We start from the raw sequence: 20,240 nt of genomic DNA on the forward strand, positions 1-20,240 counted from the left end.
CGATGACTGTCAAGCTTGTTGGAACCTGGAATCAGGCGGCTTCTAACCGCTGATCGCGTTGAACCAGCGGGTCTTCCTGATCGGGGTTCAGCCAGACCGTCCGGCGCGGCGTCCAGTTGCGGGTGGCACTACTCCACCGCCCGGGATGTTGCCGTTTCGCCTCGGCATAGATGGCGTCTCGCCTTGCCAGCACCTCGTTATCCAGGCCGGCATGCCGCTCCCCCGGGGTGACGAACCGTATGGCGCTGTGGCGGTGTTCGTGGTTGTACCACTGCACGAAGCGCGTCACCCACTGCTGCGCCGCTGACAGGCTCTCGTAGCCGTCCATCGGGTAGTCGGGCCGGTACTTGCAGGTCCTGAACAGCGACTCCGAGAAGGCGTTGTCATTGGAGACCCGAGGGCGGCTGTACGACGGAGTGATATTTAACCGCTGCAACGTCGCCTGAAGCGTCGAGCCTTTCATGGCGGAGCCATTATCGGCGTGTAATACCAGTGGCTGGTTGATGCAGCCTTCGCGCAGCACGGCACGCTGGATTACCTCGCTGCTGTTGGCCATGGATTCCTGGTCGAAGACCTCGGCATCGACGATCTTGCGGCTGTAGATATCGACGATCATGTACAGGTAGTAGAACTGCCCACGTACACGGGTTGGTAAGTAGGTCACGTCCCAGCTCCAACAGGTATTGGGGCGTGTCACCCGGCGTCGCTGGGGGTCGCCCTTGGGACGTGGAGCGCGAGCGCGGCCACGGTGGTGCTGCTCACCATGCTCCCGGAGGATGCGGTAGTAGCTGGACTCTGACGCCACGTAGCGGCCTTCTTCGTCCAGCAGCCGCGGCACGATCTGCCCAGGCGGCAGGCTGGCGAACTCAGGACGATGGCAAATCTCCAGCACCTGCTGACGCTCCTCCGGCGATAGGGCATGACGCGGGACAGGCCGCACCGCTTGAGGCCGGCGATCCTGATCGCCCCGCACCCAGCGGCGATATGTGTTGGTGCCGATGCCAAGCTCTGCACACGCGGCTTGCAGGCGGGCTCCTTCGGCGCGGGCCTCATCGATCAGCTGTATGGCATCCTGGCGATCTGAAGTGCTGATCATTCGTCCTCGTCCCCCCAGATCGCTCGGGCCTTTTTTCGCAATGTCAGTAGTGCAGCGGTTTCCGCCAGCGCGGCTTCCTTGCGGCGGAGCTCACGCTTGAGCTCCTTGTTCTCCTGGCGCTCCGCCTTGCGGGCTTCACTCTGCTGCTTGGTGGCGGCATCGCTTCGGTCGTTGGCACCTTCACAGCTCGCACGCCAGCGCTGGATCTGCTCGGGATAGAGGCCACGCTGCCGGCAGTATTCAGCACGTTCAGCCTCGCTGAGGGCCGCTGTCTCCAGAACGGCGTGGAACTTGTCCTGCGAGCTCCAGCCTTCGGGATCATCGCTCTGGTCAGGTAGCAAACGGCCTGCTTGACGAGCCTTCTTGCGCCAGTTGTACAGTGTCGCGGCGGAGATGCCTTCTTCCTGGGCCACTTCCGCCACCGTGCGGTTGTGCGGCGGGAGCAGCTTCTTGAGGATGGCTTCTCGGCGCTCGTCGGAGTACTTCATCGGAACCTCATCACGCCCCATATGGTTCAGAGTCTAACAGCCGCTGATACTCCAACTAGCGTGACAGTGGGGGCAATCCCCAGGCGCCCACCCACCTGCTGATCATTCCCAAGAAGCATATCGCGACCCTCAATGATATCGAGGAGGATGACCTGGCGTTGGTAGGGCGGCTGCAGTACGCAGCGGCTCATCTGGCGCGGGAGCGTGGTTTTGCCGACGATGGCTACCGCGTCGTGATGAACTGCAATGACCAGGGTGGCCAAACGGTCTACCATATTCACATGCACCTGATGGGCGGCCGACGCTTTACTTGGCCGGCTGGGTAGTCGGCGCTCCTGCGGGCAACCGCGCGATCTACGGTGTTCGGCGCATCAGGTGCATTCCAGTCGCCTCAGGCCTCGGCGCTGTCCTCGATGATGGTGTAGGAGTGGCTCATCTCGACCCCGCCATTGGCCAGCATGATCGAAGCGCTACAGTATTTCTCGGCGGAGAGCTCAACGGCTCGTGCCACCTGCTTCTCCTTCAGTGCCTTGCCGGTGACGGTAAACTGGACGTGGATCGACGTGAACACGCTGGGAGTGGCGTCGGCGCGTTCGGCCTCGATGCTGGCCACGCAGTCGCTGACGTCGGCGCGCGCCTTCTCGAGGATGTTGAGCACGTCGAAGGAGGCGCAGGCCCCCATCCCCATCAGCAGCATCTCCATGGGGCGCGGGCCGGTGTTGCGACCGCCATGGTCGGGCGGCCCGTCGATGACCACGCTATGGCCGCTTCCCGATTCGGCGACGAATTGACGACCGTCGGTCCATTTGACTGTGGCTTGCATGTCTCGAGTTTCCTTTTCGTGTCCTGGGCAAAGATGGCCAGCATAGCAGCTGCATCGTATGAGCTCAGTAGCGAAGGTGATTCGACGTCAGTGTCTCGTCCAGTTTTTGCAGTCTCTCCGGTGTGCCCACATCGACCCATTGGTCGCGGTGATAATGGCCGGCCACCCGGCCCGCGGCCATGGCGCGGCGCAGCAGTGGTGCCAGGGCGAAGGCACCGGGTGGCTCGTCGGCCACCAGCGCCGGGTCGAGCAGGCTGATGCCGGCGAAGGTCAGGCTTGGCTCGCCCTGCTCATGCACGCGTCCGGCGGCGTCCAGGTGGAAATCGCCATCCGGGTGATGCGCGGGATTGTCCACCAACACCAGCCGCGCCAGTTCGTCATCGCCGAGGGCGGGTAGCGTGGCCGGGTCGAGGTCGCACCAGACATCGCCGTTGACCAGCAGGAAGGGCGCGGCGCCGAGCATCGGCAGCGCGTGCTGGATGCCCCCGCCCGTTTCCAGGGGTGTCGCTTCCCGGCTCCAGGCGATGCGTACCCCATGATCCCCGCCATCTCCCAGCGCCTCGATGATTTGTTCGGCGCGATAGCTGACGTTGATCACCACGTCGCGGATGCCCGCCGCGCGCAGGCGCTCGAGATGATGGACGATCAGCGGCTTGCCGCCCACTCGGAGCAGTGGCTTGGGACAATGGTCGGTCAGCGGTCGCATGCGAGTGCCGAGGCCGGCGGCCAGGATCATCGCCTTCATGACGCCTCCTCGAGTCTGGCGGTCAGGGCCGGGCGGAAGGTGTCGGTCACCCAGGCCTTGAGTGCTTGGTGTCCCGCCAGGCCCGCCAGGCTATCCTCCAGGTGATCGAGGAAGTGGGGCAGGCGCTCGAGATAGCCCGACTTGTGGTCGCGCAGCGTCAGGCGACAGAAGATGCCCAGTACCTTGAGCGCGCGTTGGGCGGCCATGGCATTGGCCTGGGCCAGGAAGTCGGCTTCTCCCGTGCGTGAGGAAAGGCGGCCATCGTCAATCGCCCGGCGGCGGAAGGCCTCGACCCAGGCGGCGAAGCGGGCGGTATCGAAGCGGCAGTAGCGGCCGCGCAGCAGCGAGACCAGGTCGTAGCCGAGCGGGCCGGCCACCGCGTCCTGGAAGTCGATCAGCACCAGGGAATCCTTGTGCACCATCAGGTTCATGGCATCGAAGTCGCGGTGCACCGTCACCGTTGGCTGGGCCAGTGCCTGATCCACCAGGGTTCGACGCAGCGCCTCCCAGCCTGCGGGTGTCTCCAGGCCCAGCCATTCACCCAGGCACCACTCGGGGAAGAGGTCCAGTTCACGCTCGAGCAGTGCGGAATCGAAGCGCGGCAGCGCCTCGGGGCCGGCACGATTCTGAAGATCGTGAAGCACCGCGATGGCCCGGTCATGCCAGGCTAGTATCTCGACACCATCATCGAAGCAGAGCTGCAGGGGAGTGTCCCCGAGGTCCTCCAGTTCGATAAACCCCGCTTCCAGGTCGACGGCATAAAGGTGGGGGACCGGCAGCCCGGCGGCCTGCCAGCGACGGGCGATGCTGGCGAAGGGGCGACTGTTCTCCTGCTCGGGCGGGGCATCCATCAGGATGCGGGTGGTGGCGTCGGGCAGGGTCAGGCGATAGTAGCGGCGGAAGCTGGCGTCGCCGGCGGCCAGGCGCAGGTCGAAGGCCTCGGGCGTCAGATCGTGGTGCTCGGCGGCCCAGCGGGTGAGCCGTTCGAGGCGCGTGGCGTCGGGGGCGGCGTCGGTCATTAAGGTGGCTCCAGTCGGTGTGTCCGGTTGACGGTCGTGGGCAGTCGCCGCATGCTGGGCGCTGCGCCGTCACCGCCGGCAGGACAGGCCGACGGCGGCCTGTATAATAGCGTTTCATCTCGCCAAGGACATCGACCAACATGGGCAAGCGACTCTCATGGACGGCCCTCGCGGGCCTGGCGACCGCGCCGCTTGCCGGGGCGCCGCTGTTGGCGGCTCCGCCGGAGCCGCTGCCTGCCGAGCAGCTGGACTTTATGACCTGGGGTGAGGAGCGCCCGGCAGATGCCCTGTGTCGCGGGCGCTATGTGATGCCCGACTATCGTCTGCCGCCGCCCGAGCCCGGCCAGGTGGCCAGCGAGTCGGCCAGCGCCCACTATGGCGACGACGGCGAGACCCTGCTGCAGGGAGAAGTCGTGCTGCGCCGCGACACCGCCCAGCTCGAGACCCCGGAGGCCCGGGTGCCGCCCAGCCGGGAGCGTGCCTTCGCCGAGGGGCCCCTGACGCTGCGCGACCAGGGGCTGCTGGTGCGAGGAGGCGCCGGCGAGCTCTCGCTGGTTCACGATGGGGCCAGCATCGATGAGGCCCATTACGTGGTTCATGAGCAGCGTCTGCGCGGGGATGCCGAGCGCCTGGCGCGCCTCGAGGATGGCCGCTATCAGCTGACATCGGGGAGCTTTACCACCTGTGACCCGGGCAACAACCTGTGGCGCCTGGTGGGGGGCGATGTCGTGCTCGACCGCGAGAGCGGCTTCGGCACCGCCCGCCATGCCCGGCTGGAGGTCAAGGATGTGCCGGTCTTCTACTGGCCCTGGGTACGCTTCCCCATCGATGACCGCCGCCAAACCGGCTTTCTATGGCCGGCGGTAGGTTTCTCGACGGATTCGCTGGACTATGCCCAACCCTTCTACTGGAACATCGCCCCGGACCAGGATGCCACCATCACGCCGCGCTGGATCAGTGATCGCGGCCTGCTGCTGGGCGGCCAGTACCGCTACCTGTTCCCCTCCGATGCCGGCCAGATCGAGGGTGCCTGGCTAGGCAGCGACGATGGCGGTGACAGCGACAATCCCAATGATGCGGCGCGCCGCTTCGAGGGAGAGGATCGCTGGTACCTCGACTATCGTCATGCCGGCACCCTGGACTCGCGCACTCGCTATCGGTTGCGCTACGGGGCGGCCAGCGATGGGCGCTACTTCGATGATTTCGGCAGCGACTTCGCCGAGCAGAACACCTCGTCCATGTCGCGCCTGGCCCAGATCGATTACCGCGGTGACACCTGGCGCCTCGATGCCCGCGCCCAGGGGTTCCAGAAGCTCGATGACCCGCTGCAGGAGCAGGACAAGCCCTTCTACCGCCTGCCCAGCCTCAGTGCGTCAGCCCGCTGGAGCCAGGCGAGCGGCTTCTATCAGGAGTGGCAGAGCAACTACAGCTACTTCTGGCGGGATGTCGAGGAGAATGAGATTACGCTGGATAGGGAGGCGGCCACCGGCTCGCGGCTGCACCTTTCGCCGGCCCTGGGCTGGCGCCTCGACGCCAGCTGGGGTCACCTGGAACCGCGCTTCGAGTGGCTGGGTACCGCCTACGAGCTGGACTACGGCGAGCGGGACGTCGGCGACCGCGATACCCGCCTGACCCGCAGCGTGCCGGTGACCTCCGTGGATGCCGGCCTGGTATTCGAGCGTGAGCTCGATCTGGGCGGCCGTGACTATCGCCAGACCCTGGAGCCCAGGGCCAACTATGCCTATGTGCCGGCTCGGGACCAGAGCGACTTCCCCGACTTCGACACCAGCGAGCGCGCCTTCTCCTGGAACCAGCTGTGGTCGCCATACCGCTTCTCGGGAAGCGATCGGGTCGGTGACCTCAACCGCCTCTCTCTGGGGGTCTCCTCGCGGCTGCTGGAGGACGAGGGCGGCCGCCAGCGTCTCTCCCTGGGGCTGGGTCAGGCGCTCTACTTCGAGGACCGAGCCATCGACATGGTGGGCGACCCGGACGAGCTGCCGACGAATGGCGGGGATCGCTATCGCGCGACTCGCGAGCGCTCGCCGTTGGTGGTCAATGCCGACTGGCAGATCAGCGAACGCTGGCGCACCTACTGGGAATGGCTTTACGACGATCACCTGGAACGTACCGAGCGCACCGGGGTCGACCTGCAGTATCGCTCGCCCCAGGGGCACGCATTGAACCTTGGCTATCGCTGGGAACTCGAAGGCTTCGATCCCTCGCTGGACCGGAGCGACGATGATTTCCGCGAGTACGATCGCGAGGAGTATGACGTCTCCTTCGCCTGGAAGGCCGGGCGGCGCTTCGACGTGATCGGCCGCCTGCTCTATGACAACACCAATGACCGCGCCCTGGAGCAGCTGGCCGGGGTGCAGTGGAACGACTGTTGCTACGGCGTACAGCTGGTATGGCGTGAGTGGATCGATGACAACGACACCGGTTCTGTGAATGATGACTTCAGTGATCGCGGGGTCTTTCTGCGCTTCGTGTTCAAGGGACTCGGCGGTGTGGGTCGCGAGGCCGACAGCTATTTCGAGGAGGCCATCCCCGGCTATCGAAGCACTGCCTTCTGAGTCGGGCTGGCCCGTTTAGAGAGAGGAATGATGAAAGAACAGCACACCATGCGCAGCCGACGCACCCCCCTCCTGGCCGCCGGCCTGGCCATGGCGCTGGGTCTCGCCGTGGTGCCGTTCGGCACCCAGGCTCAGGAATTTTCATCCAGTCAGCGTCAGGCGCTGGATCGCATCGTGGCGGTGGTCAACGAGGGGGCGATCATGCGCAGCCAGCTCGAGGACCGCCTCACCCAGGTACGCAGCCAGATGGGTGCCCAGCAGCAGGAGCTGCCACCCGCGCAGGCTCTGCGCGACCAGGTCCTGGAGCGGATGATCCTCGAGGAAATCCAGTGGCAGATGGCCGAAGAGTCGGGCCTCACGGTGGAGGATACGGAACTCAATCGCCAGGTGCGGGGCATCGCCGAGAATAACGGCATGAGCCTTGAGCAGTTTGCCGATGCCCTGGAGGCCGATGGCCTGACGCTGGCCGGAGTGCGCGAGGAAATTCGCCGCGAAATGGCGCTGCGCCAGCTCCAGCAGCGCCGCGTCGGCAGCCGGGTCAACCTCTCCGAGCGGGAGGTGGAGCGCTTCATGGAGCAGGAAGGGGCTACCCGTGACCAGGCCCAGCAGGCCCTCTTTCAGCGCAAGGCCAACGAGGAGCTCGACGCCTGGCTACGGGAGATCCGCTCCCAGGCCTTTATCGACAAGCGTCTCGACGCGCGCTGATGACAAGGCCAGACACGCCGCTGCTGGCGCTGACCACCGGTGAGCCGTCGGGCATCGGCCCCGAGCTTGCCCTGATGCTGGCGGCCGAAGGCATTGCCGCGGCGCGGCTGGTGGCCGTGGGTGACCCGGGGCTGCTTGCCCGGCGTGCCGACCTGCTGGGGCTGGATATTGAATTGCTCGACATGGCGCCCGGTGAGACGGTGCCGCCGGCGATTCCCGGCCGGCTTCCGGTATGGCCCGTGGCACTGCGGGAGCCGGCGCGCCCGGGAGTGCTGGAGCCGCGCAATGCCGACTATGTGCTCGAGACCCTGGATGTGGCGATCCATGCCTGCCGGACGGGGCGGGCCCACGGCATGGTCACCGCCCCGCTGCACAAGGGCGTGATTCTCGATGCGGGGCATGCGGGATTTACCGGGCATACCGAGTATCTGCGCGATGCCTGCGGTGCCGAAGAGGTGGTGATGGTGCTGGCGACCGACGCCGCCCTGCACGCCGCGGGGCCCGACTGGCGGGGCGCTGCCTCTCTGCGGGTGGCGCTTGCCACGACCCATCTGCCCCTGAGAGACGTGGCCGAGGCCATCACCGCCGAGGGCCTCACGCGTGTGCTGCGTATCCTCGATGCCGACCTGACGCGCTGGTTCGGGGTGGCGAGGCCGCGCATCGCGGTGTGCGGGCTCAACCCCCACGCCGGCGAGGGGGGGCATCTGGGGCATGAGGAAATCGAGATAATCGAACCGACCCTGGCCGCACTACGCGACGAGGGATTGACCCTGGACGGCCCGCTCCCCGCCGACACCCTCTTTACTCCGCGCCACCTGGCGGGTGTCGACGCGGTGCTGGCCATGTATCACGACCAGGGGCTGCCGGTACTCAAGTACTCGGGGTTCGGCCGGGCCGCCAATATCACCCTGGGGCTGCCGCTGGTACGCACCTCGGTGGATCATGGCACCGCCCTGGACCTGGCCGGCACGGGCCGCGCCGACCTCGGCAGCCTGCGCGTCGCCGTGGCCCTGGCCGCGGAGATGGCCGGCCGCGGTGCTTGAAGCTGAACGATAACTAGTGTCGTTCGAGGGGCGCCGGATCAGCCCCGAGATAGCGGCACTGCGATATTTGGACTATTTAGTGATAGAAGGACACCCCTGAATGGCATCTCGCCCCCCGGTTCATCAGGCGCGCAAGCGCTTCGGACAGAATTTTCTGCGCGACCGCGGCATCATCTCCCGTATTGTGCGGGCCATCGGGCCGCGTGCCGGCGAGCGAATCGTGGAGATCGGCCCCGGTCAGGGGGCGCTTACCGAGCCACTGCTGGAGGCCGCCGGCGGTCGCCTGGAGGTGATCGAGCTCGACCGCGACCTGATTCCCGGACTGCGCGTGCAGTTCTTCAACTACCCCGACTTCGTGATCCATGAGGGCGACGCCCTCAAGGTCGACTTCCGTGCCCTGCGTGGCGCCGGCGAGCCGCTGCGCGTCGTCGGCAACCTGCCCTACAATATCTCCACCCCGCTGATCGCCCATCTGCTTCAGGCCGGCGATGCCGTCGCCGATATGCACTTCATGTTGCAGAAGGAGGTGGTGGAACGCCTGGCCGCCGAGCCGGGCGGCGCCGACTGGGGGCGACTCTCGGTGATGGCCCAGTATCGCTGCCGGGTGGATGCCCTGTTTGTGGTGCCGCCGGAAGCCTTCGTGCCGCAGCCCAAGGTGGACTCCGCCATCGTGCGGCTGACGCCCCATGCCGAGTTGCCTTTTCCGGCCCGGGACGAGGCGCTATTGGCCTCGATCGTCAAGGAATCCTTCGGGCAGCGCCGCAAGACCCTGCGCAACAACCTCAAGGGGCGCATCGGCGCCGCCGAGCTCGAGGCGCTGGGCATCGATCCCGGTCGGCGGCCCCAGACCCTGAGCGTCGAGGAGTTCGTGTCGATTGCCGACCACCTGGCGCAGGCCGGCGAGGAGGCTCGTCCATGAGCGATCGCACCCCTATCGATGCCGCCGCCATGGCCGAGGGGCCAGGCGTCAGCGTCGAGATCCAGCCGGAGTTTCGCCCCGAGGAGTCTGCCATCGGCGAGGGCCGTTACGTGTTCAGCTACACCGTGACGGTGCACAACGCCTCACGCCATAGTGTCCAGCTGATGGCGCGCCACTGGACCATCACCCAGGGCAGCGGCAAGGTCCAGGACGTGCGCGGCAAGGGCGTGGTGGGCCAGCAGCCGGTGATCGCGCCGGGTCATGACTTTCGCTACACCAGCCGGGCGGTGCTCGATGGGCCGGTCGGCGTCATGCAGGGCGAGTATACCTGCGTCGATACCGCCACCCAGCGGCCCTTCGAGGTATCCATTGCCCCCTTTCGTCTGGCCGGACCCAACCAGGTTCACTGAATGCGTCGCGTCTTAACCGTAAGCAGGAAACGCCCATGACCACCTATGCCATCGGCGATCTTCAGGGCTGCCATGCCGAGTTCGTCGAGCTGCTCGAGGCCCTGAACTTCGACCCGCGTCACGACCGGCTGTGGCTGGCCGGTGATCTGGTCAACCGCGGCCCCGGGTCGCTTGCCTGTCTGCGTGAGGTCGAGGCCCTGGGCGATGCTGCCCTGACGGTGCTCGGCAATCACGACCTTCACCTACTGGCGGTGGCGAGAGGGGGGGCCACGCTCAATCGCAAGGATACCCTCGACGCCATTCTCGCCGCCCCGGATCGCGAGCGGTTGCTCGACTGGCTGCAGGCGCGCCCGCTGGTGGTTCGCGAGACCCTGGGGGGGGAGGATACCCTGATGGCGCATGCCGGCCTGCTGCCCCGGTGGTCGCCGGATCTGGCCGAGGGCCTGGCCGACGAGGTGGAGACACTGTTGGCCAGCGAGCAGGCGGGAGGCTTTCTCGAACGCATGTATGGCAATACACCGGATCGCTGGCGCAATGACCTCGAGGGCATCGAGCGCTGGCGGGCCATCGTCAATGTGTTTACTCGCATGCGCTTCATCGATGCCGAGGGGCGGCTGGACTTCGCCGCCAAGGAGGGGCTCGATAGCGCCCCGGCGGGCTTCGCGCCCTGGTTTCGCTACCCGCGCGGCGATGCCGCGCGGCTCGTCTTCGGCCACTGGGCGGCGCTCCAGGGGGCGACACCCGGCAGCCGCGTCAACGCCTGCGCGCTGGATACCGGCTGCGTATGGGGGGGCTCCCTGACGGCCCTGGACCTCGATCGCGGCGAGCGCACCAGTGTACCCAGCCGCGTTACCCATCATCCGACATGAGGCGCCCCATGAGCTTTCAGCATCTCGATATCCCGACCCTCAAGGCCTGGCTCGACGCGGACCATGAGGCGGCGCTGGTGGATATCCGCGACGCCCTGAGCTTCGCCCAGGGCCATATTCCCGGCAGTCGCCGGCTCGATAACGAATCGGTAGGCGAGTTTGTCGAAGCGACGCCTACGGAGCGGCCGGTGGTAGTGGTCTGCTACCACGGTCACTCCAGCCAGCAGGCGGCCACCTGGCTGGCCGGCCAGGGCTTTTCCGAGGTCTACAGCCTCGATGGCGGCTTCACCGACTGGCAGCTACGCCATCCCGATCGAGTGGAGGTCTGAGCGTGACGCGGTCATGTGATCCGGCCGTGACGGGGCTCTCGGTCTATCGGGTGGGCGGCGCGGTGCGCGATGCCCGCCTCGGCTGGCCGGTCACCGATACCGATTGGGTCGTCGTGGGGGCCACGCCCGAGGCCCTGCGCCGTCGCGGCTTCCGGCCCGTGGGGCGTGACTTCCCGGTCTTTCTGCACCCGGAGACCCACGAGGAATATGCCCTGGCGCGTACCGAGCGCAAGGCGGGGCATGGCTATACCGGCTTCGTGGTGCACGCCAGCCCCGAGGTGACCCTGGAGGAGGACCTGGCGCGCCGCGACCTGACCATCAATGCCATGGCAGAGACTCCGCAAGGCGAGCTGGTGGACCCCTACGGGGGCCTGGCCGATCTGGCGACGAGGGTGCTGCGCCATGTCTCGCCGGCCTTCGTGGAGGATCCGCTGCGGGTGTTGCGTACCGCGCGTTTCCTGGCCCGCTATGCGGGGCTCGGCTTTACCATCGCCGAGGAAACTCGGGAGCTGATGCGCCAGCTGGTGCAGAGCGGAGAACTCGGCCATCTGGTGGCCGAACGAGTATGGGTCGAGACCGAGAAGGCGCTGGCCGAGCCCTGGCCCGAGGTCTACTTCCAGGCGCTCGACGACTGCGGCGCCCTGGCGGTGTTGATGCCGGCGCTAGCGGCCGACGGAGAGGCCCTGGACGAGGCGCTGGGCCGACTGCATCGGCTACCCGAGGAGGAAGAGGGCGAGGCCTTGCCCCGCTGGCGCTGGGCGCGACTCGTCGAGCACCTGGACGAGGCGGAGCGAGCCGAGTTGGCCGAGCAGCTACGCCTGCCCAGGGCCTACGTCGAGCTGGCCCGCCAGGTATCGCTGACCCGGGCGCTGATCGCGGCATCACGGCGGTCGCCGCTGGGGGGCGGTGACATCCTGGCCTGGCTGGATGGCATCGATGCCTGGCGGCGCGGCGAGCGAGTCATGCCGCTGATCCGCCTGGTCAGCCGGGAGGCGCCGGGGCTTGCCGAGGAGCTGGCGCTGGGCTGGCGGCTGGCCGCCCAGGTGTTGCCGAAGACGCTGGTGGAGGAGGGCTTCAGGGGCGGAGAACTGGGTCAGGAGCTCGCCCGACGGCGGCGCGAAGCGATCGGTGCCGCCCTGGGCGTCGCCTGAGCCGCTTACCCTGGCCGGCGGGTTACTCGGCTGGCCGGTCGGGGGTCGAGATCCGGCGCCCGGCCCAGGTGAATGCCACCGGCCAGAGCTGCTGATTGCCCGGGTCGAAGCGGCGCCACAGGGACGCATAGGTGTCGCCGCTCAGGGGGTGCTGCGCCTGGGGGAGCAGCTCGGCCAGGGGCTGGAGCACGAAGGCGTGGTGAGTGATTTCGCCGCGGGGCAGGCTGACGCCATCGTGTTCACCGGTGAGCTCGCCCACGGTCAGCAGGTCGACATCCAGTGTCCGGGGGCTGAACTTGGGGCTGTCGACGCGTCGGCCGTTGGCGAACTCGAGGCGCTTGCACCAGGCCTGGAGCTCTCCCACCCTGGCGTCGCTCTCGAAGGTCGCCACCAGGTTGTAGAAGTTGCGCCCATCCTCGAAGCCGACCGGCTCACTCTCGAATACCCGCGAGACGGTCAGCCCCGTGAAGGAAGCCGCCAGGGCGTCCAGGCAGACGCGTACATGGTATTCGCGTTCGATGTTGCTGCCGATGCTCACCGTGACCCTGGCCATCATGCGACTCCCTGCCGAGTGCCGCGCTCGATGCTGACGCCCACCGCGGCGGCGGCCGGCACGGCGCCGGGCTTGCGCACGACCAGGCGCAGCCAGGCGATGCCGAACTCCTTGCGCAGGGTCGCGGCCAGTCGCTCGGCGAAGGTCTCCACCAGGGCGAAGTCGTGGGCGGCGGCGAAGGTCTGGATGCGCTCGCTGATGGCGGCGTAGTCGAGGGTCCGGGCGATGTCGTCGTCCGCCGCGGCGGGACGAATATCGGTCGCCAGCGTCAGGTCGAGCGTCAGGCGCTGGGTGATGGTGCGCTCCCAGTCGTAGACGCCGATCACGGTGTCGACGGCGAGGGACTCTATCAGCACTAGATCCATGGTGGCTTCCGGGCGGGTGCAGGGGGAATGGGGCGAGATTGTACGCGAGCCGCGCCGTGTGGAATACCTCGGTGGCTGGGCAGTTCGGGGCGGGACTGTCAGAATGGCCGAGTTCCCGTTGCAGGAGGGGCGGCCGTGGAGGCGCCACTGATCTCGCTATTGCCGCTGGTGGTGCTGGGCTATCTCGGCGGCAGCTGGCTCGGCGCGCTTACCGTCTGTCGGCTGGCGGGCGTGGGTGACCCGCGCCTGGCGGGTTCCTTCAATCCGGGGTTTTCCAACGTGCTGCGCCTTCACGGACGGCGGCTGGCGCTGGCGACCCTGCTGGTGGATGCGCTCAAGGGCATGCCGGTGCTGATGCTGGCGATCCTGCTGGGCCTGCCGCCCTGGGCGCAGGGGGTGGTAGGCCTCGCCGTGCTGCTGGGGCATAGCTATCCGGTCTGGCATCGCCTGCGCGGTGGCAAGGCGGTGGCCAGCGCCTTCGGCGTGATGCTGGTGCTGACCCCGGGGGTGGCGCTGTGCTGTGCCGGCTGCTGGGCGCTTCTCGCCTGGCGGGTGCGCACCGCCGCGGTGGCATCGCTTTCCAGTGCCGCGGCCGCCCCCCTGGCGAGCCTGTGGCTGGCGCCGGACTATGTCGGCGTGGTCATCGCCTTTACCCTGCTGGTGTTGGCGCGCCATGTGCTCAATATCCGGCGCCTCGGGCGCGGGGAGGAGCCACCCCTGTAAGCCACAAGCTTGAAGAGCGTCGCTTCGCTCCTGGAGGCTTGAAGAGTGACCTAGCCCCATGGGGGTTGTCCCAGGGGGCAGAAACCCCGGCAGCGGCGCCAGAAGGGACAGTCCCCCGCAGCGGCGTTAATGCTGACAATGAGCACAAAGGCCAGCCGGGTGGCTCGGCCGGGGACTGTCCCTGGCGATCAGCCGCCGGAAGGGGATTCCAGGGTATCCATGGGCCAGCGGGGTACCGCCTGCATCGCCCCGAGTTCGTCGCGTTCGCCGGCCAGCAATCGCTGGGCTCCCACATAAGCAATCATCGCGCCGTTATCGGTGCAGAAGCGCCCGCGGGGGTAGAAGGCGCGGGCGTCACGCTTGTGGCACTCATGTTCCAGCCGTTCGCGCAGCCGGGCATTGGCGCTGACGCCGCCGGCTACCACCAGCCGTTTGAGGCCGGTCTGGTCCAGGGCGCGGCGGCACTTGATGACCAGGGTATCGACGACCGCCTCTTCGAAGGCGCGGGCCACATCGGCACGGGCCTGTTCGTCGAGCTCGCCGGCCGCCTCGAGCTTGCGAATGGCGGTGAGGGTGTGGGTCTTCAGGCCCGAGAAGCTGAAGTCGAGCCCCGGGCGGTCGGTCATCGGCCGCGGGAAGCGCAGGCGGCCGGGGTCGCCCCGCTCGGCCAGTTGCGCTATCTGAGGGCCACCGGGGTAGGCCAGGCCCAGCATCTTGGCGGCCTTGTCGAAGGCCTCGCCGGCGGCATCGTCCACGGATTCGCCGAGCAGGGTGTAGTCGCCCAGCCCGCGGACCTTGACAAGCTGGGTGTGACCGCCGGAGACCAGCAGGGCCGCGAAGGGGAAGCCAGGGGAATCCTCCTCCAGCATGGGGGCCAGCAGGTGGCCCTCCATATGGTGGACGCCGAGCACGGGGATGCCCAGCGCCCTGGCCATGCCGTGGGCCGTGGCGGCGCCGACCATCAGCGCCCCCACCAGGCCGGGGCCGGCGGTATAGGCGATGGCGTCCAGGTCCTGGCGGCCCAGGCCCGCCTCGTCGAGCGTCTGCTGAATCAATGGCAGCAGGCGGCGGGTATGGTCGCGGGACGCGAGCTCGGGGACGACACCGCCGTACTCGGCATGCATGGCGATCTGGCTGTAGAGAGCGTCGGCCAGCAGGCCGCGTTCGGTGTCGAAGAGGGCGACGCCGGTTTCGTCGCAGGAGGTCTCGATGCCCAGTACGCGCATGATGTCGGCTCGTTGACTCGGGAAAGCCCGTTATTCTACGTGGTTTGGGGGCGGAAAGCATTTGCAAGAATCAGGCGTGGGGACTAGAATATCGTGCGCTGCAATACTGGGTCGTGCACCCAGGTGGCGAATTCCGCGATCGATACCCTCGTTCTCCGGTGCGCTCAAGCGCTCCGGGCGTATGTTCTTCGCGAAACGTGCCGCCCTCAGGGGTGTGCGTACTAACCGAACTCTAGTTACCTAAGGTAGGTGAGTGCTTAATGCCTTCTGTTAAAGTACGTGATAACGAGCCGTTTGACGTCGCGCTGCGTCGCTTCAAGCGTTCCTGCGAAAAAGCCGGTGTTCTCTCCGAAGTGCGTCGTCGCGAGCACTACGAGAAGCCGACTGCGGAGCGTAAGCGCAAGGCGGCGGCTGCCGTCAAGCGTCACGCCAAGAAGCTTCAGCGTGAGCGCAAGCGCTTCGAACGGCTCTATTGATCCGTACTGGAGACGTCGGGCCATAGGCCCAGGCGGTCTCAGGAGGACGCCAAGCGGCCGCCATCCGGTGGCCGCTTGTTTTTTCCGGGTCGGCGGTGACTGCCGCCGGCCCAGGGTGATCACGCCGCAGTCGTCGAGGTGATCCGACTTCATGGCCGGACAGATTCCCCAACGCTTTATCGATGACCTGCTCGCCCGCGTCGACGTGGTCGAAGTGGTGGGCGAGAGGGTCAAGCTCAAGAAGGCCGGGCGCAATTACTCGGGCCTGTGTCCCTTCCATCAGGAAAAGACGCCGTCGTTTACCGTCAGTGCCGACAAGCAGTTCTATCACTGTTTCGGCTGCGGCGCCCACGGCAATGGCCTGCGCTTTCTGATGGAGTACGACAAGCTGCGCTTCCCGGAAGCGGTGGAGCAGCTGGCGAGTCGGCTGGGCATGGAGGTGCCCCGGGAGGGTGCCGATGACCCCCGAGCCCAGGCCCGCGAGCGCAAGCGCAAGGAAGGGGTCAACCTGCTGGAGCTGTCGGCCTCGTATTTTCGCGAGCGGTTGAAGATGCCCGAGGGGCAGGGTGCCCGGGAATACCTGGAACGCCGCGGCCTGGCGCCGGAGGTGCTCGAGGCCTTCGGCGTCGGCTATGCCCCGGATGCCTGGGAGAGCCTCAAGCGACACCTCGGCGAGCGCGGCATCGGCGAGCCGGTGCAGGTGGAGTATGGCCTGCTGGTGCATCGCGAGGAGAGCGGGCGTACCTACGACCGCTTCCGCGACCGGGTCATGTTCCCGATCCGGGACATCAAGGGGCGCACCATCGGCTTCGGTGGCCGGGTGCTGGGCGACGCCAAGCCCAAGTACCTCAACTCGCCGGAGACCCCGGTATTCCACAAGGGGCGCGAGCTGTACGGCCTCTATGAGGCCCGCCAGGCCGATCATCGCCTCGAGCGCGTGGTGATCGTCGAGGGCTATATGGATGTGGTGGCCCTGGCCCAGTTCGGCATCCGCAATGCGGTCGCCACCCTGGGGACCTCCACCAGCGAAGAGCACCTCGGTCGCCTGTTCCGAATGGTCAGTGAAGTGGTGTTCTGCTTCGACGGCGACCGCGCCGGTCGCCAGGCCGCCGCGCGCGCCCTGGAGACGGTGTTGCCGCTGATGATCGATGGCCGCCAGGCGCGCTTCCTGTTCCTGCCCGAAGGGGAGGATCCGGATACCCTGGTACGGCGCGAAGGCACCGAGGCCTTCCAGGATCGGATTACCTGTGCCAGCCCGCTGTCGGAATTTCTTTTCGATCAGGCGGCGGCCGGCCGGGATCTGGCTCACATCGAGGAGCGTGAGCGCTACGCCAGCCAGGTACTGAAGGCGGTCGGGCGCCTGCCGGAAGGGGTCCTCAGGTCACTGATGTTGACCGAGCTGTCGCGGCGCACCGGGGTCGAGGCAAAAGACTTCTCGGCCCTGCTGGCAAGAAGCGATGCCGGTGCGGGTCGTGGGCCACACGGCGGGGAAGAAGCGCCTGCCGTGGATGGGGCCGGCGTGCCGGCATCGGCGTCCTTTCAGGACGAGGGCGATGCGCCACCCTTGCGGCGGTCCGGTGGGGTGTTGAGCCTTGCGGCGCGCGCCCTGCAGTTATTGCTGCACGAGCCGGAGCTGGTAACCCGGCTGCCCGCAGAGGACGACTGGTGCCCGGAAGAGGATCCCGATGGTCTGCTGTGCCGAGAGGTGATTCGCCTGCTGAGGGCCGGTGGTTACCGCAGTCCTCAGGTGCTGCTGGCGCACTTTCATGGCAGCCCGGAGGGTGAGCGCCTGGCGGCGTTGGCGCGCCGGGAGCTGTTGATTCCCAGGCATGCCAGGGATGCCGAGCTGGAGGGGCTGGTAGAGCACTTCCGACAGTATCGGCGCCGGCGTTCGCCTCAGGAAGAGTTCGATGCACTGCTGGCCAGGGAAAGGGCAGGGGAGCGGCTGTCGAGAGAGGACAGGCAGCGCCTGATGACGCTGATTACCGAACTGCACCGCTGACCGGAAGGTCAAATACGTACTTTGAAGGCACTCCGGATTGGCCCGGCGGTTGATTTCTCTTCCAACGTCCCCACATTGGAGACAGCGCTTGGCACCGGCGTAACCTGACAACCTAACACACCTGAATGATCGCGCAAATAGATCGAACTGGCAGAAAGGTGCTTTCTGCCGCTATACTGTCTGGCTTTATACGTTTTCTCTACCCAGCGCCTCAGGTGTTTCATTCTTCTTCGTCGAGATAGGGTTTCTATGGCTGGAAATGCGCAGCAACAGTCGCGTCTGAAGGAGTTGATCGCGCGCGGAAAGGAACAAGGCTTCCTGACCTATGCCGAGGTCAACGACCACCTTCCCGAGGATATCGCCGACCCGGATCAGGTGGAAGATATCATCGGCATGATCAACGACATGGGCATCAGCGTCGTCGAGGAAGCCCCCGATGAAGACACCCTGATGATGTCGGACCACTCCACCGACGAGTCGGCGGCCGAGGAGGCCGTGGCGGCTCTGGCAGCCGTGGAGAGCGATGTGGGTCGCACCACGGACCCGGTGCGCATGTACATGCGCGAGATGGGTACCGTGGAGCTATTGACCCGCGAGGGCGAGATCGAGATCGCCAAGCGCATCGAGGAGGGTACCCGCGAGGTCATGTCGGCCCTGGCCTATCTGCCGGGGGCGGTTGGTTCCATTCTCGAGGCCTACGATGCCACCCAGGACGAGGAGGCTCCCGGCCGCCTCTCCGATCTCTTCTCCGGCTTTATCGACCCCGATGAGGGCATTCCCGGGGTAGCCGAGGCGGAGGTTCCCGAGGAGGAGCCCAGCGCCGCGAACGATGAGGACGAAGAGGAAGAGGAAGAAAGCACCGGCGGCCCGGACCCCGAGGAGGCTCGTGCTCGCTTCGAGCAGATCCGCGAGCAGAGCGGCTCGGTCGATGCGGCCGTTGAGGCGCACGGGCGTCACTCGAAGGAAGCCAAGGAGGAGCTGGCGCGCCTGGCCGAGCTGTTCTCGCCGATCAAGCTGGTGCCCAAGCATTTCGAGCGCCTGGTCAACCAGGTGCGTATCAGCGTCGAGCAGGTGCGTGCCCAGGAAAAGGCGGTGATGCAGCTGTGTGTCAAGAAGGCCCGCATTCCGCGCAAGACCTTCATCAAGGCCTTCCCGGGCAGTGAATCCAATCCCGAGTGGCTGGACGGCTTTTCCGATGAGCACCCGAAGTATGCCGAGCGCCTGCGGCCGCTGCGTACGGATATTCAGCGTGCCCAGCGCAAGATTGCCTTCGAGGAGGCGATGGTTCGGCTGCCGGTGAAGGAGATCAAGGAGGTCAATCGCCGCCTCTCCATCGGTGAGGCCAAGGCGCGTCGTGCCAAGAAGGAGATGGTCGAGGCCAACCTGCGCCTGGTGATCTCCATCGCCAAGAAGTACACCAATCGTGGCCTGCAGTTCCTGGACCTGATCCAGGAGGGCAATATCGGCCTGATGAAGGCGGTGGACAAGTTCGAGTACCGCCGCGGCTACAAGTTCTCCACCTATGCCACCTGGTGGATTCGCCAGGCCATCACTCGCTCCATCGCCGACCAGGCGCGCACCATCCGTATCCCGGTGCACATGATCGAGACCATCAACAAGCTCAATCGGGTCTCCCGGCAGATGCTTCAGGAGATGGGGCGCGAGCCGACTCCCGAAGAGCTGGGTGAGCGTCTCGAGATGCCCGAGGACAAGGTGCGCAAGGTGCTCAAGATCGCCAAGGAGCCGATCTCCATGGAGACGCCCATCGGTGACGACGACGATTCGCACCTGGGCGACTTCATCGAGGATGGCTCCATGGTGCTGCCCATCGATTCCGCGACCGGTGAGGGGCTGATCGAGGCGACGCGCAACGTGCTCGGCGGGTTGACGGCCCGGGAGGCCAAGGTACTGCGCATGCGTTTCGGCATCGACATGAACACCGACCACACCCTCGAAGAGGTCGGCAAGCAGTTCGATGTTACCCGCGAGCGGATCCGCCAGATCGAGGCCAAGGCGCTGCGCAAGCTGCGTCACCCCAGCCGCTCGGAGCCGCTGCGCTCTTTCCTGGACGAGTAACGCCGGGCGCCTGTCGCAAGCGTCGCTCATGAAGAAAGCCCCGGGGTTCGATGAACCCCGGGGCTTTTTCGTGGGCGTCGGACCGGCGATTGTCACCGAACCCAGCGCGTTCCGCCGAGCCTAGCCGTCTTGCCGCGCCAAAGCCCAGCGCCGGGCCAGCAGGACGAACTCGATCACCGCGATCAGCAACAGGGCATAGCCGAACAGTTCGACGACTTCCTCGGCCCCGCTCTTGAAGTCGCGTACGTAGTTTTCCTGCAGGACCGCCTCCCAGAAGTCGCCGCGTCCGTAGAGTCGCGAGAAGACATAGGTGGTCAAGAACCTGAATCCGTGAGACCGGCCCCCGGAAGCACTTCTAACCCACTGACCTGCATGGCAATATAGCCATTATCGCCATTCACCCAGACAGTGCCATGCCCAACATAAAGTTCCGCGCCAGTCGCCGCACCCTCACCAGCCATTCCGGGCTGTCGATCATCGGGCAGTGCATCGAGATCGCCGGCGTCGACAGCATCGACGGCCGCTTCCCCACCACGCTGGGTATGCGCACCAGCGACGTGGTCAAGAGCTACCTGGGTCTGCTGTGTCTAGGCATGAGCGACTATGATGCCATCGAAAACTTCCGCCGCGACAAACCCTTCCAGCAGCT

19 protein-coding genes and 3 pseudogenes are annotated in these 20,240 nt (G+C 66.5%); 14 read left to right on the forward strand and 8 right to left on the reverse strand.

Annotation, left to right across the window (positions count from 1 at the left end; all coding sequences use genetic code 11):
• Positions 1-31: 31 nt before the first annotated feature.
• Positions 32-1,584: pseudogene (locus Q358_RS0113255) on the reverse strand (IS3 family transposase).
• A 74-nt stretch (positions 1,585-1,658) separates the two neighbouring features.
• On the opposite strand from Q358_RS0113255, the pseudogene Q358_RS18305 reads away from it, so the two are divergent.
• Positions 1,659-1,910: pseudogene (locus tag Q358_RS18305) on the forward strand (HIT domain-containing protein); the annotation flags it as partial.
• Positions 1,911-1,975: 65 nt separating this feature from the next.
• Here Q358_RS18305 and Q358_RS0113270 read toward each other — a convergent pair.
• The 3 genes from Q358_RS0113270 to Q358_RS0113280 form a co-directional block, all read right to left on the reverse strand.
• Positions 1,976-2,407, reverse strand: coding sequence for an OsmC family protein (locus Q358_RS0113270; protein ID WP_027962441.1), 432 nt, complete (start codon positions 2,405-2,407; stop codon positions 1,976-1,978).
• Between the two features lie 64 nt (positions 2,408-2,471).
• Entirely contained in the window at positions 2,472-3,152 is a 681-nt protein-coding gene (gene murU / locus Q358_RS0113275) for an N-acetylmuramate alpha-1-phosphate uridylyltransferase MurU (RefSeq protein ID WP_027962442.1), read from the reverse strand.
• A complete protein-coding gene (locus tag Q358_RS0113280; RefSeq protein ID WP_027962443.1) occupies positions 3,149-4,171 on the reverse strand; it encodes an aminoglycoside phosphotransferase family protein in 1,023 nt (340 codons plus the stop codon). The genes murU and Q358_RS0113280 overlap by 4 nt, the downstream gene beginning before the upstream one ends.
• A gap of 140 nt (positions 4,172-4,311) precedes the next feature.
• Here Q358_RS0113280 and Q358_RS0113285 point away from each other — a divergent pair, with 140 nt between their 5' ends.
• From Q358_RS0113285 to Q358_RS0113320, 8 genes are all read left to right on the forward strand, one after another.
• Positions 4,312-6,744: an LPS-assembly protein LptD gene (locus Q358_RS0113285; protein ID WP_027962444.1), complete on the forward strand. Its 2,433-nt coding sequence runs from the start codon at positions 4,312-4,314 to the stop codon at positions 6,742-6,744.
• Positions 6,745-6,771: 27 nt separating this feature from the next.
• On the forward strand, positions 6,772-7,449 hold the full coding sequence (locus tag Q358_RS0113290; RefSeq protein ID WP_425402560.1) for a SurA N-terminal domain-containing protein: 678 nt from the start codon (positions 6,772-6,774) through the stop codon (positions 7,447-7,449).
• Positions 7,449-8,492, forward strand: a complete 1,044-nt coding sequence (gene pdxA, locus Q358_RS0113295; protein WP_027962446.1) for a 4-hydroxythreonine-4-phosphate dehydrogenase PdxA — start codon at positions 7,449-7,451, stop codon at positions 8,490-8,492. The genes Q358_RS0113290 and pdxA overlap by 1 nt, the downstream gene beginning before the upstream one ends.
• Positions 8,493-8,592: 100 nt before the next feature.
• Positions 8,593-9,411, forward strand: coding sequence for a 16S rRNA (adenine(1518)-N(6)/adenine(1519)-N(6))-dimethyltransferase RsmA (rsmA, locus tag Q358_RS0113300; protein WP_027962447.1), 819 nt, complete (start codon positions 8,593-8,595; stop codon positions 9,409-9,411).
• Positions 9,412-9,440: 29 nt separating this feature from the next.
• Entirely contained in the window at positions 9,441-9,821 is a 381-nt protein-coding gene (gene apaG, locus Q358_RS0113305; RefSeq protein WP_027962448.1) for a Co2+/Mg2+ efflux protein ApaG, read from the forward strand.
• A 35-nt stretch (positions 9,822-9,856) separates the two neighbouring features.
• On the forward strand, positions 9,857-10,690 hold the full coding sequence (locus tag Q358_RS0113310; RefSeq protein ID WP_027962449.1) for a symmetrical bis(5'-nucleosyl)-tetraphosphatase: 834 nt from the start codon (positions 9,857-9,859) through the stop codon (positions 10,688-10,690).
• Between the two features lie 8 nt (positions 10,691-10,698).
• The gene (gene glpE / locus Q358_RS0113315) at positions 10,699-11,019 is read left to right on the forward strand and encodes a thiosulfate sulfurtransferase GlpE (protein ID WP_043488362.1); all 321 of its coding nucleotides are present in this window, start codon (positions 10,699-10,701) and stop codon (positions 11,017-11,019) included.
• Positions 11,020-11,021: 2 nt separating this feature from the next.
• Positions 11,022-12,170 carry a tRNA nucleotidyltransferase/poly(A) polymerase-related protein gene (locus tag Q358_RS0113320; protein WP_027962451.1) on the forward strand — a complete coding sequence of 383 codons (1,149 nt, stop codon included), beginning with the start codon at positions 11,022-11,024 and terminating at the stop codon, positions 12,168-12,170.
• 22 nt (positions 12,171-12,192) lie between these two features.
• Here Q358_RS0113320 and folK read toward each other — a convergent pair whose 3' ends face one another.
• Together folK and folB are read right to left on the reverse strand one after the other, a co-directional pair.
• Positions 12,193-12,723 (reverse strand): 2-amino-4-hydroxy-6-hydroxymethyldihydropteridine diphosphokinase, encoded by a 531-nt coding sequence (folK, locus tag Q358_RS0113325; RefSeq protein WP_027962452.1) that lies wholly within the window; start codon positions 12,721-12,723, stop codon positions 12,193-12,195.
• Positions 12,723-13,088, reverse strand: coding sequence for a dihydroneopterin aldolase (gene folB / locus Q358_RS0113330; protein ID WP_027962453.1), 366 nt, complete (start codon positions 13,086-13,088; stop codon positions 12,723-12,725). Before folB ends, folK begins: the two co-directional genes overlap by 1 nt.
• 135 nt (positions 13,089-13,223) lie before the next feature.
• On the opposite strand from folB, the gene plsY reads away from it, so the two are divergent.
• Positions 13,224-13,811 (forward strand): glycerol-3-phosphate 1-O-acyltransferase PlsY, encoded by a 588-nt coding sequence (plsY, locus tag Q358_RS0113335; RefSeq protein ID WP_027962454.1) that lies wholly within the window; start codon positions 13,224-13,226, stop codon positions 13,809-13,811.
• A gap of 188 nt (positions 13,812-13,999) precedes the next feature.
• On the opposite strand, the gene tsaD is transcribed toward plsY, so the two are convergent.
• Positions 14,000-15,037 (reverse strand): tRNA (adenosine(37)-N6)-threonylcarbamoyltransferase complex transferase subunit TsaD, encoded by a 1,038-nt coding sequence (tsaD, locus tag Q358_RS0113340; RefSeq protein ID WP_027962455.1) that lies wholly within the window; start codon positions 15,035-15,037, stop codon positions 14,000-14,002.
• Positions 15,038-15,297: 260 nt separating this feature from the next.
• Between tsaD and rpsU the strand changes: the two genes are divergently transcribed.
• From rpsU to rpoD, 3 genes are all read left to right on the forward strand, one after another.
• Entirely contained in the window at positions 15,298-15,513 is a 216-nt protein-coding gene (rpsU, locus tag Q358_RS18310) for a 30S ribosomal protein S21 (protein ID WP_016416934.1), read from the forward strand.
• Positions 15,514-15,664: 151 nt separating this feature from the next.
• The gene (gene dnaG, locus Q358_RS0113350) at positions 15,665-17,515 is read left to right on the forward strand and encodes a DNA primase (protein WP_027962456.1); all 1,851 of its coding nucleotides are present in this window, start codon (positions 15,665-15,667) and stop codon (positions 17,513-17,515) included.
• 249 nt (positions 17,516-17,764) lie between these two features.
• Positions 17,765-19,591: an RNA polymerase sigma factor RpoD gene (rpoD, locus tag Q358_RS0113355; RefSeq protein WP_027962457.1), complete on the forward strand. Its 1,827-nt coding sequence runs from the start codon at positions 17,765-17,767 to the stop codon at positions 19,589-19,591.
• Positions 19,592-19,711: 120 nt separating this feature from the next.
• Here the strand turns inward: rpoD and Q358_RS0113360 are convergent, their stop codons facing one another.
• On the reverse strand, positions 19,712-19,909 hold the full coding sequence (locus Q358_RS0113360) for a hypothetical protein (RefSeq protein ID WP_027962458.1): 198 nt from the start codon (positions 19,907-19,909) through the stop codon (positions 19,712-19,714).
• Between the two features lie 95 nt (positions 19,910-20,004).
• Here Q358_RS0113360 and Q358_RS0113365 point away from each other — a divergent pair.
• Positions 20,005-20,240, forward strand: a pseudogene (locus Q358_RS0113365) (IS1380 family transposase); the annotation flags it as partial.

This window comes from Halomonas halodenitrificans DSM 735, assembly GCF_000620045.1.
Classification (GTDB): Bacteria; Pseudomonadota; Gammaproteobacteria; order Pseudomonadales; family Halomonadaceae; genus Halomonas; species Halomonas halodenitrificans.

What these genes read in the sequence shown, in the direction of transcription:
- Q358_RS0113270 (WP_027962441.1), bottom strand. Translation starts at nt 2,407, where the DNA reads ATGCAAGCCACAGTCAAATGGACCGACGGTCGTCAATTCGTCGCCGAA.
- murU (WP_027962442.1), bottom strand. Translation starts at nt 3,152, where the DNA reads ATGAAGGCGATGATCCTGGCCGCCGGCCTCGGCACTCGCATGCGACCG.
- Q358_RS0113280 (WP_027962443.1), bottom strand. Translation starts at nt 4,171, where the DNA reads ATGACCGACGCCGCCCCCGACGCCACGCGCCTCGAACGGCTCACCCGC.
- Q358_RS0113285 (WP_027962444.1), top strand. Translation starts at nt 4,312, where the DNA reads ATGGGCAAGCGACTCTCATGGACGGCCCTCGCGGGCCTGGCGACCGCG.
- Q358_RS0113290 (WP_425402560.1), top strand. Translation starts at nt 6,772, where the DNA reads ATGATGAAAGAACAGCACACCATGCGCAGCCGACGCACCCCCCTCCTG.
- pdxA (WP_027962446.1), top strand. Translation starts at nt 7,449, where the DNA reads ATGACAAGGCCAGACACGCCGCTGCTGGCGCTGACCACCGGTGAGCCG.
- rsmA (WP_027962447.1), top strand. Translation starts at nt 8,593, where the DNA reads ATGGCATCTCGCCCCCCGGTTCATCAGGCGCGCAAGCGCTTCGGACAG.
- apaG (WP_027962448.1), top strand. Translation starts at nt 9,441, where the DNA reads ATGGCCGAGGGGCCAGGCGTCAGCGTCGAGATCCAGCCGGAGTTTCGC.
- Q358_RS0113310 (WP_027962449.1), top strand. Translation starts at nt 9,857, where the DNA reads ATGACCACCTATGCCATCGGCGATCTTCAGGGCTGCCATGCCGAGTTC.
- glpE (WP_043488362.1), top strand. Translation starts at nt 10,699, where the DNA reads ATGAGCTTTCAGCATCTCGATATCCCGACCCTCAAGGCCTGGCTCGAC.
- folK (WP_027962452.1), bottom strand. Translation starts at nt 12,723, where the DNA reads ATGGCCAGGGTCACGGTGAGCATCGGCAGCAACATCGAACGCGAATAC.
- folB (WP_027962453.1), bottom strand. Translation starts at nt 13,088, where the DNA reads ATGGATCTAGTGCTGATAGAGTCCCTCGCCGTCGACACCGTGATCGGC.
- tsaD (WP_027962455.1), bottom strand. Translation starts at nt 15,037, where the DNA reads ATGCGCGTACTGGGCATCGAGACCTCCTGCGACGAAACCGGCGTCGCC.
- rpsU (WP_016416934.1), top strand. Translation starts at nt 15,298, where the DNA reads ATGCCTTCTGTTAAAGTACGTGATAACGAGCCGTTTGACGTCGCGCTG.
- dnaG (WP_027962456.1), top strand. Translation starts at nt 15,665, where the DNA reads ATGGCCGGACAGATTCCCCAACGCTTTATCGATGACCTGCTCGCCCGC.
- rpoD (WP_027962457.1), top strand. Translation starts at nt 17,765, where the DNA reads ATGGCTGGAAATGCGCAGCAACAGTCGCGTCTGAAGGAGTTGATCGCG.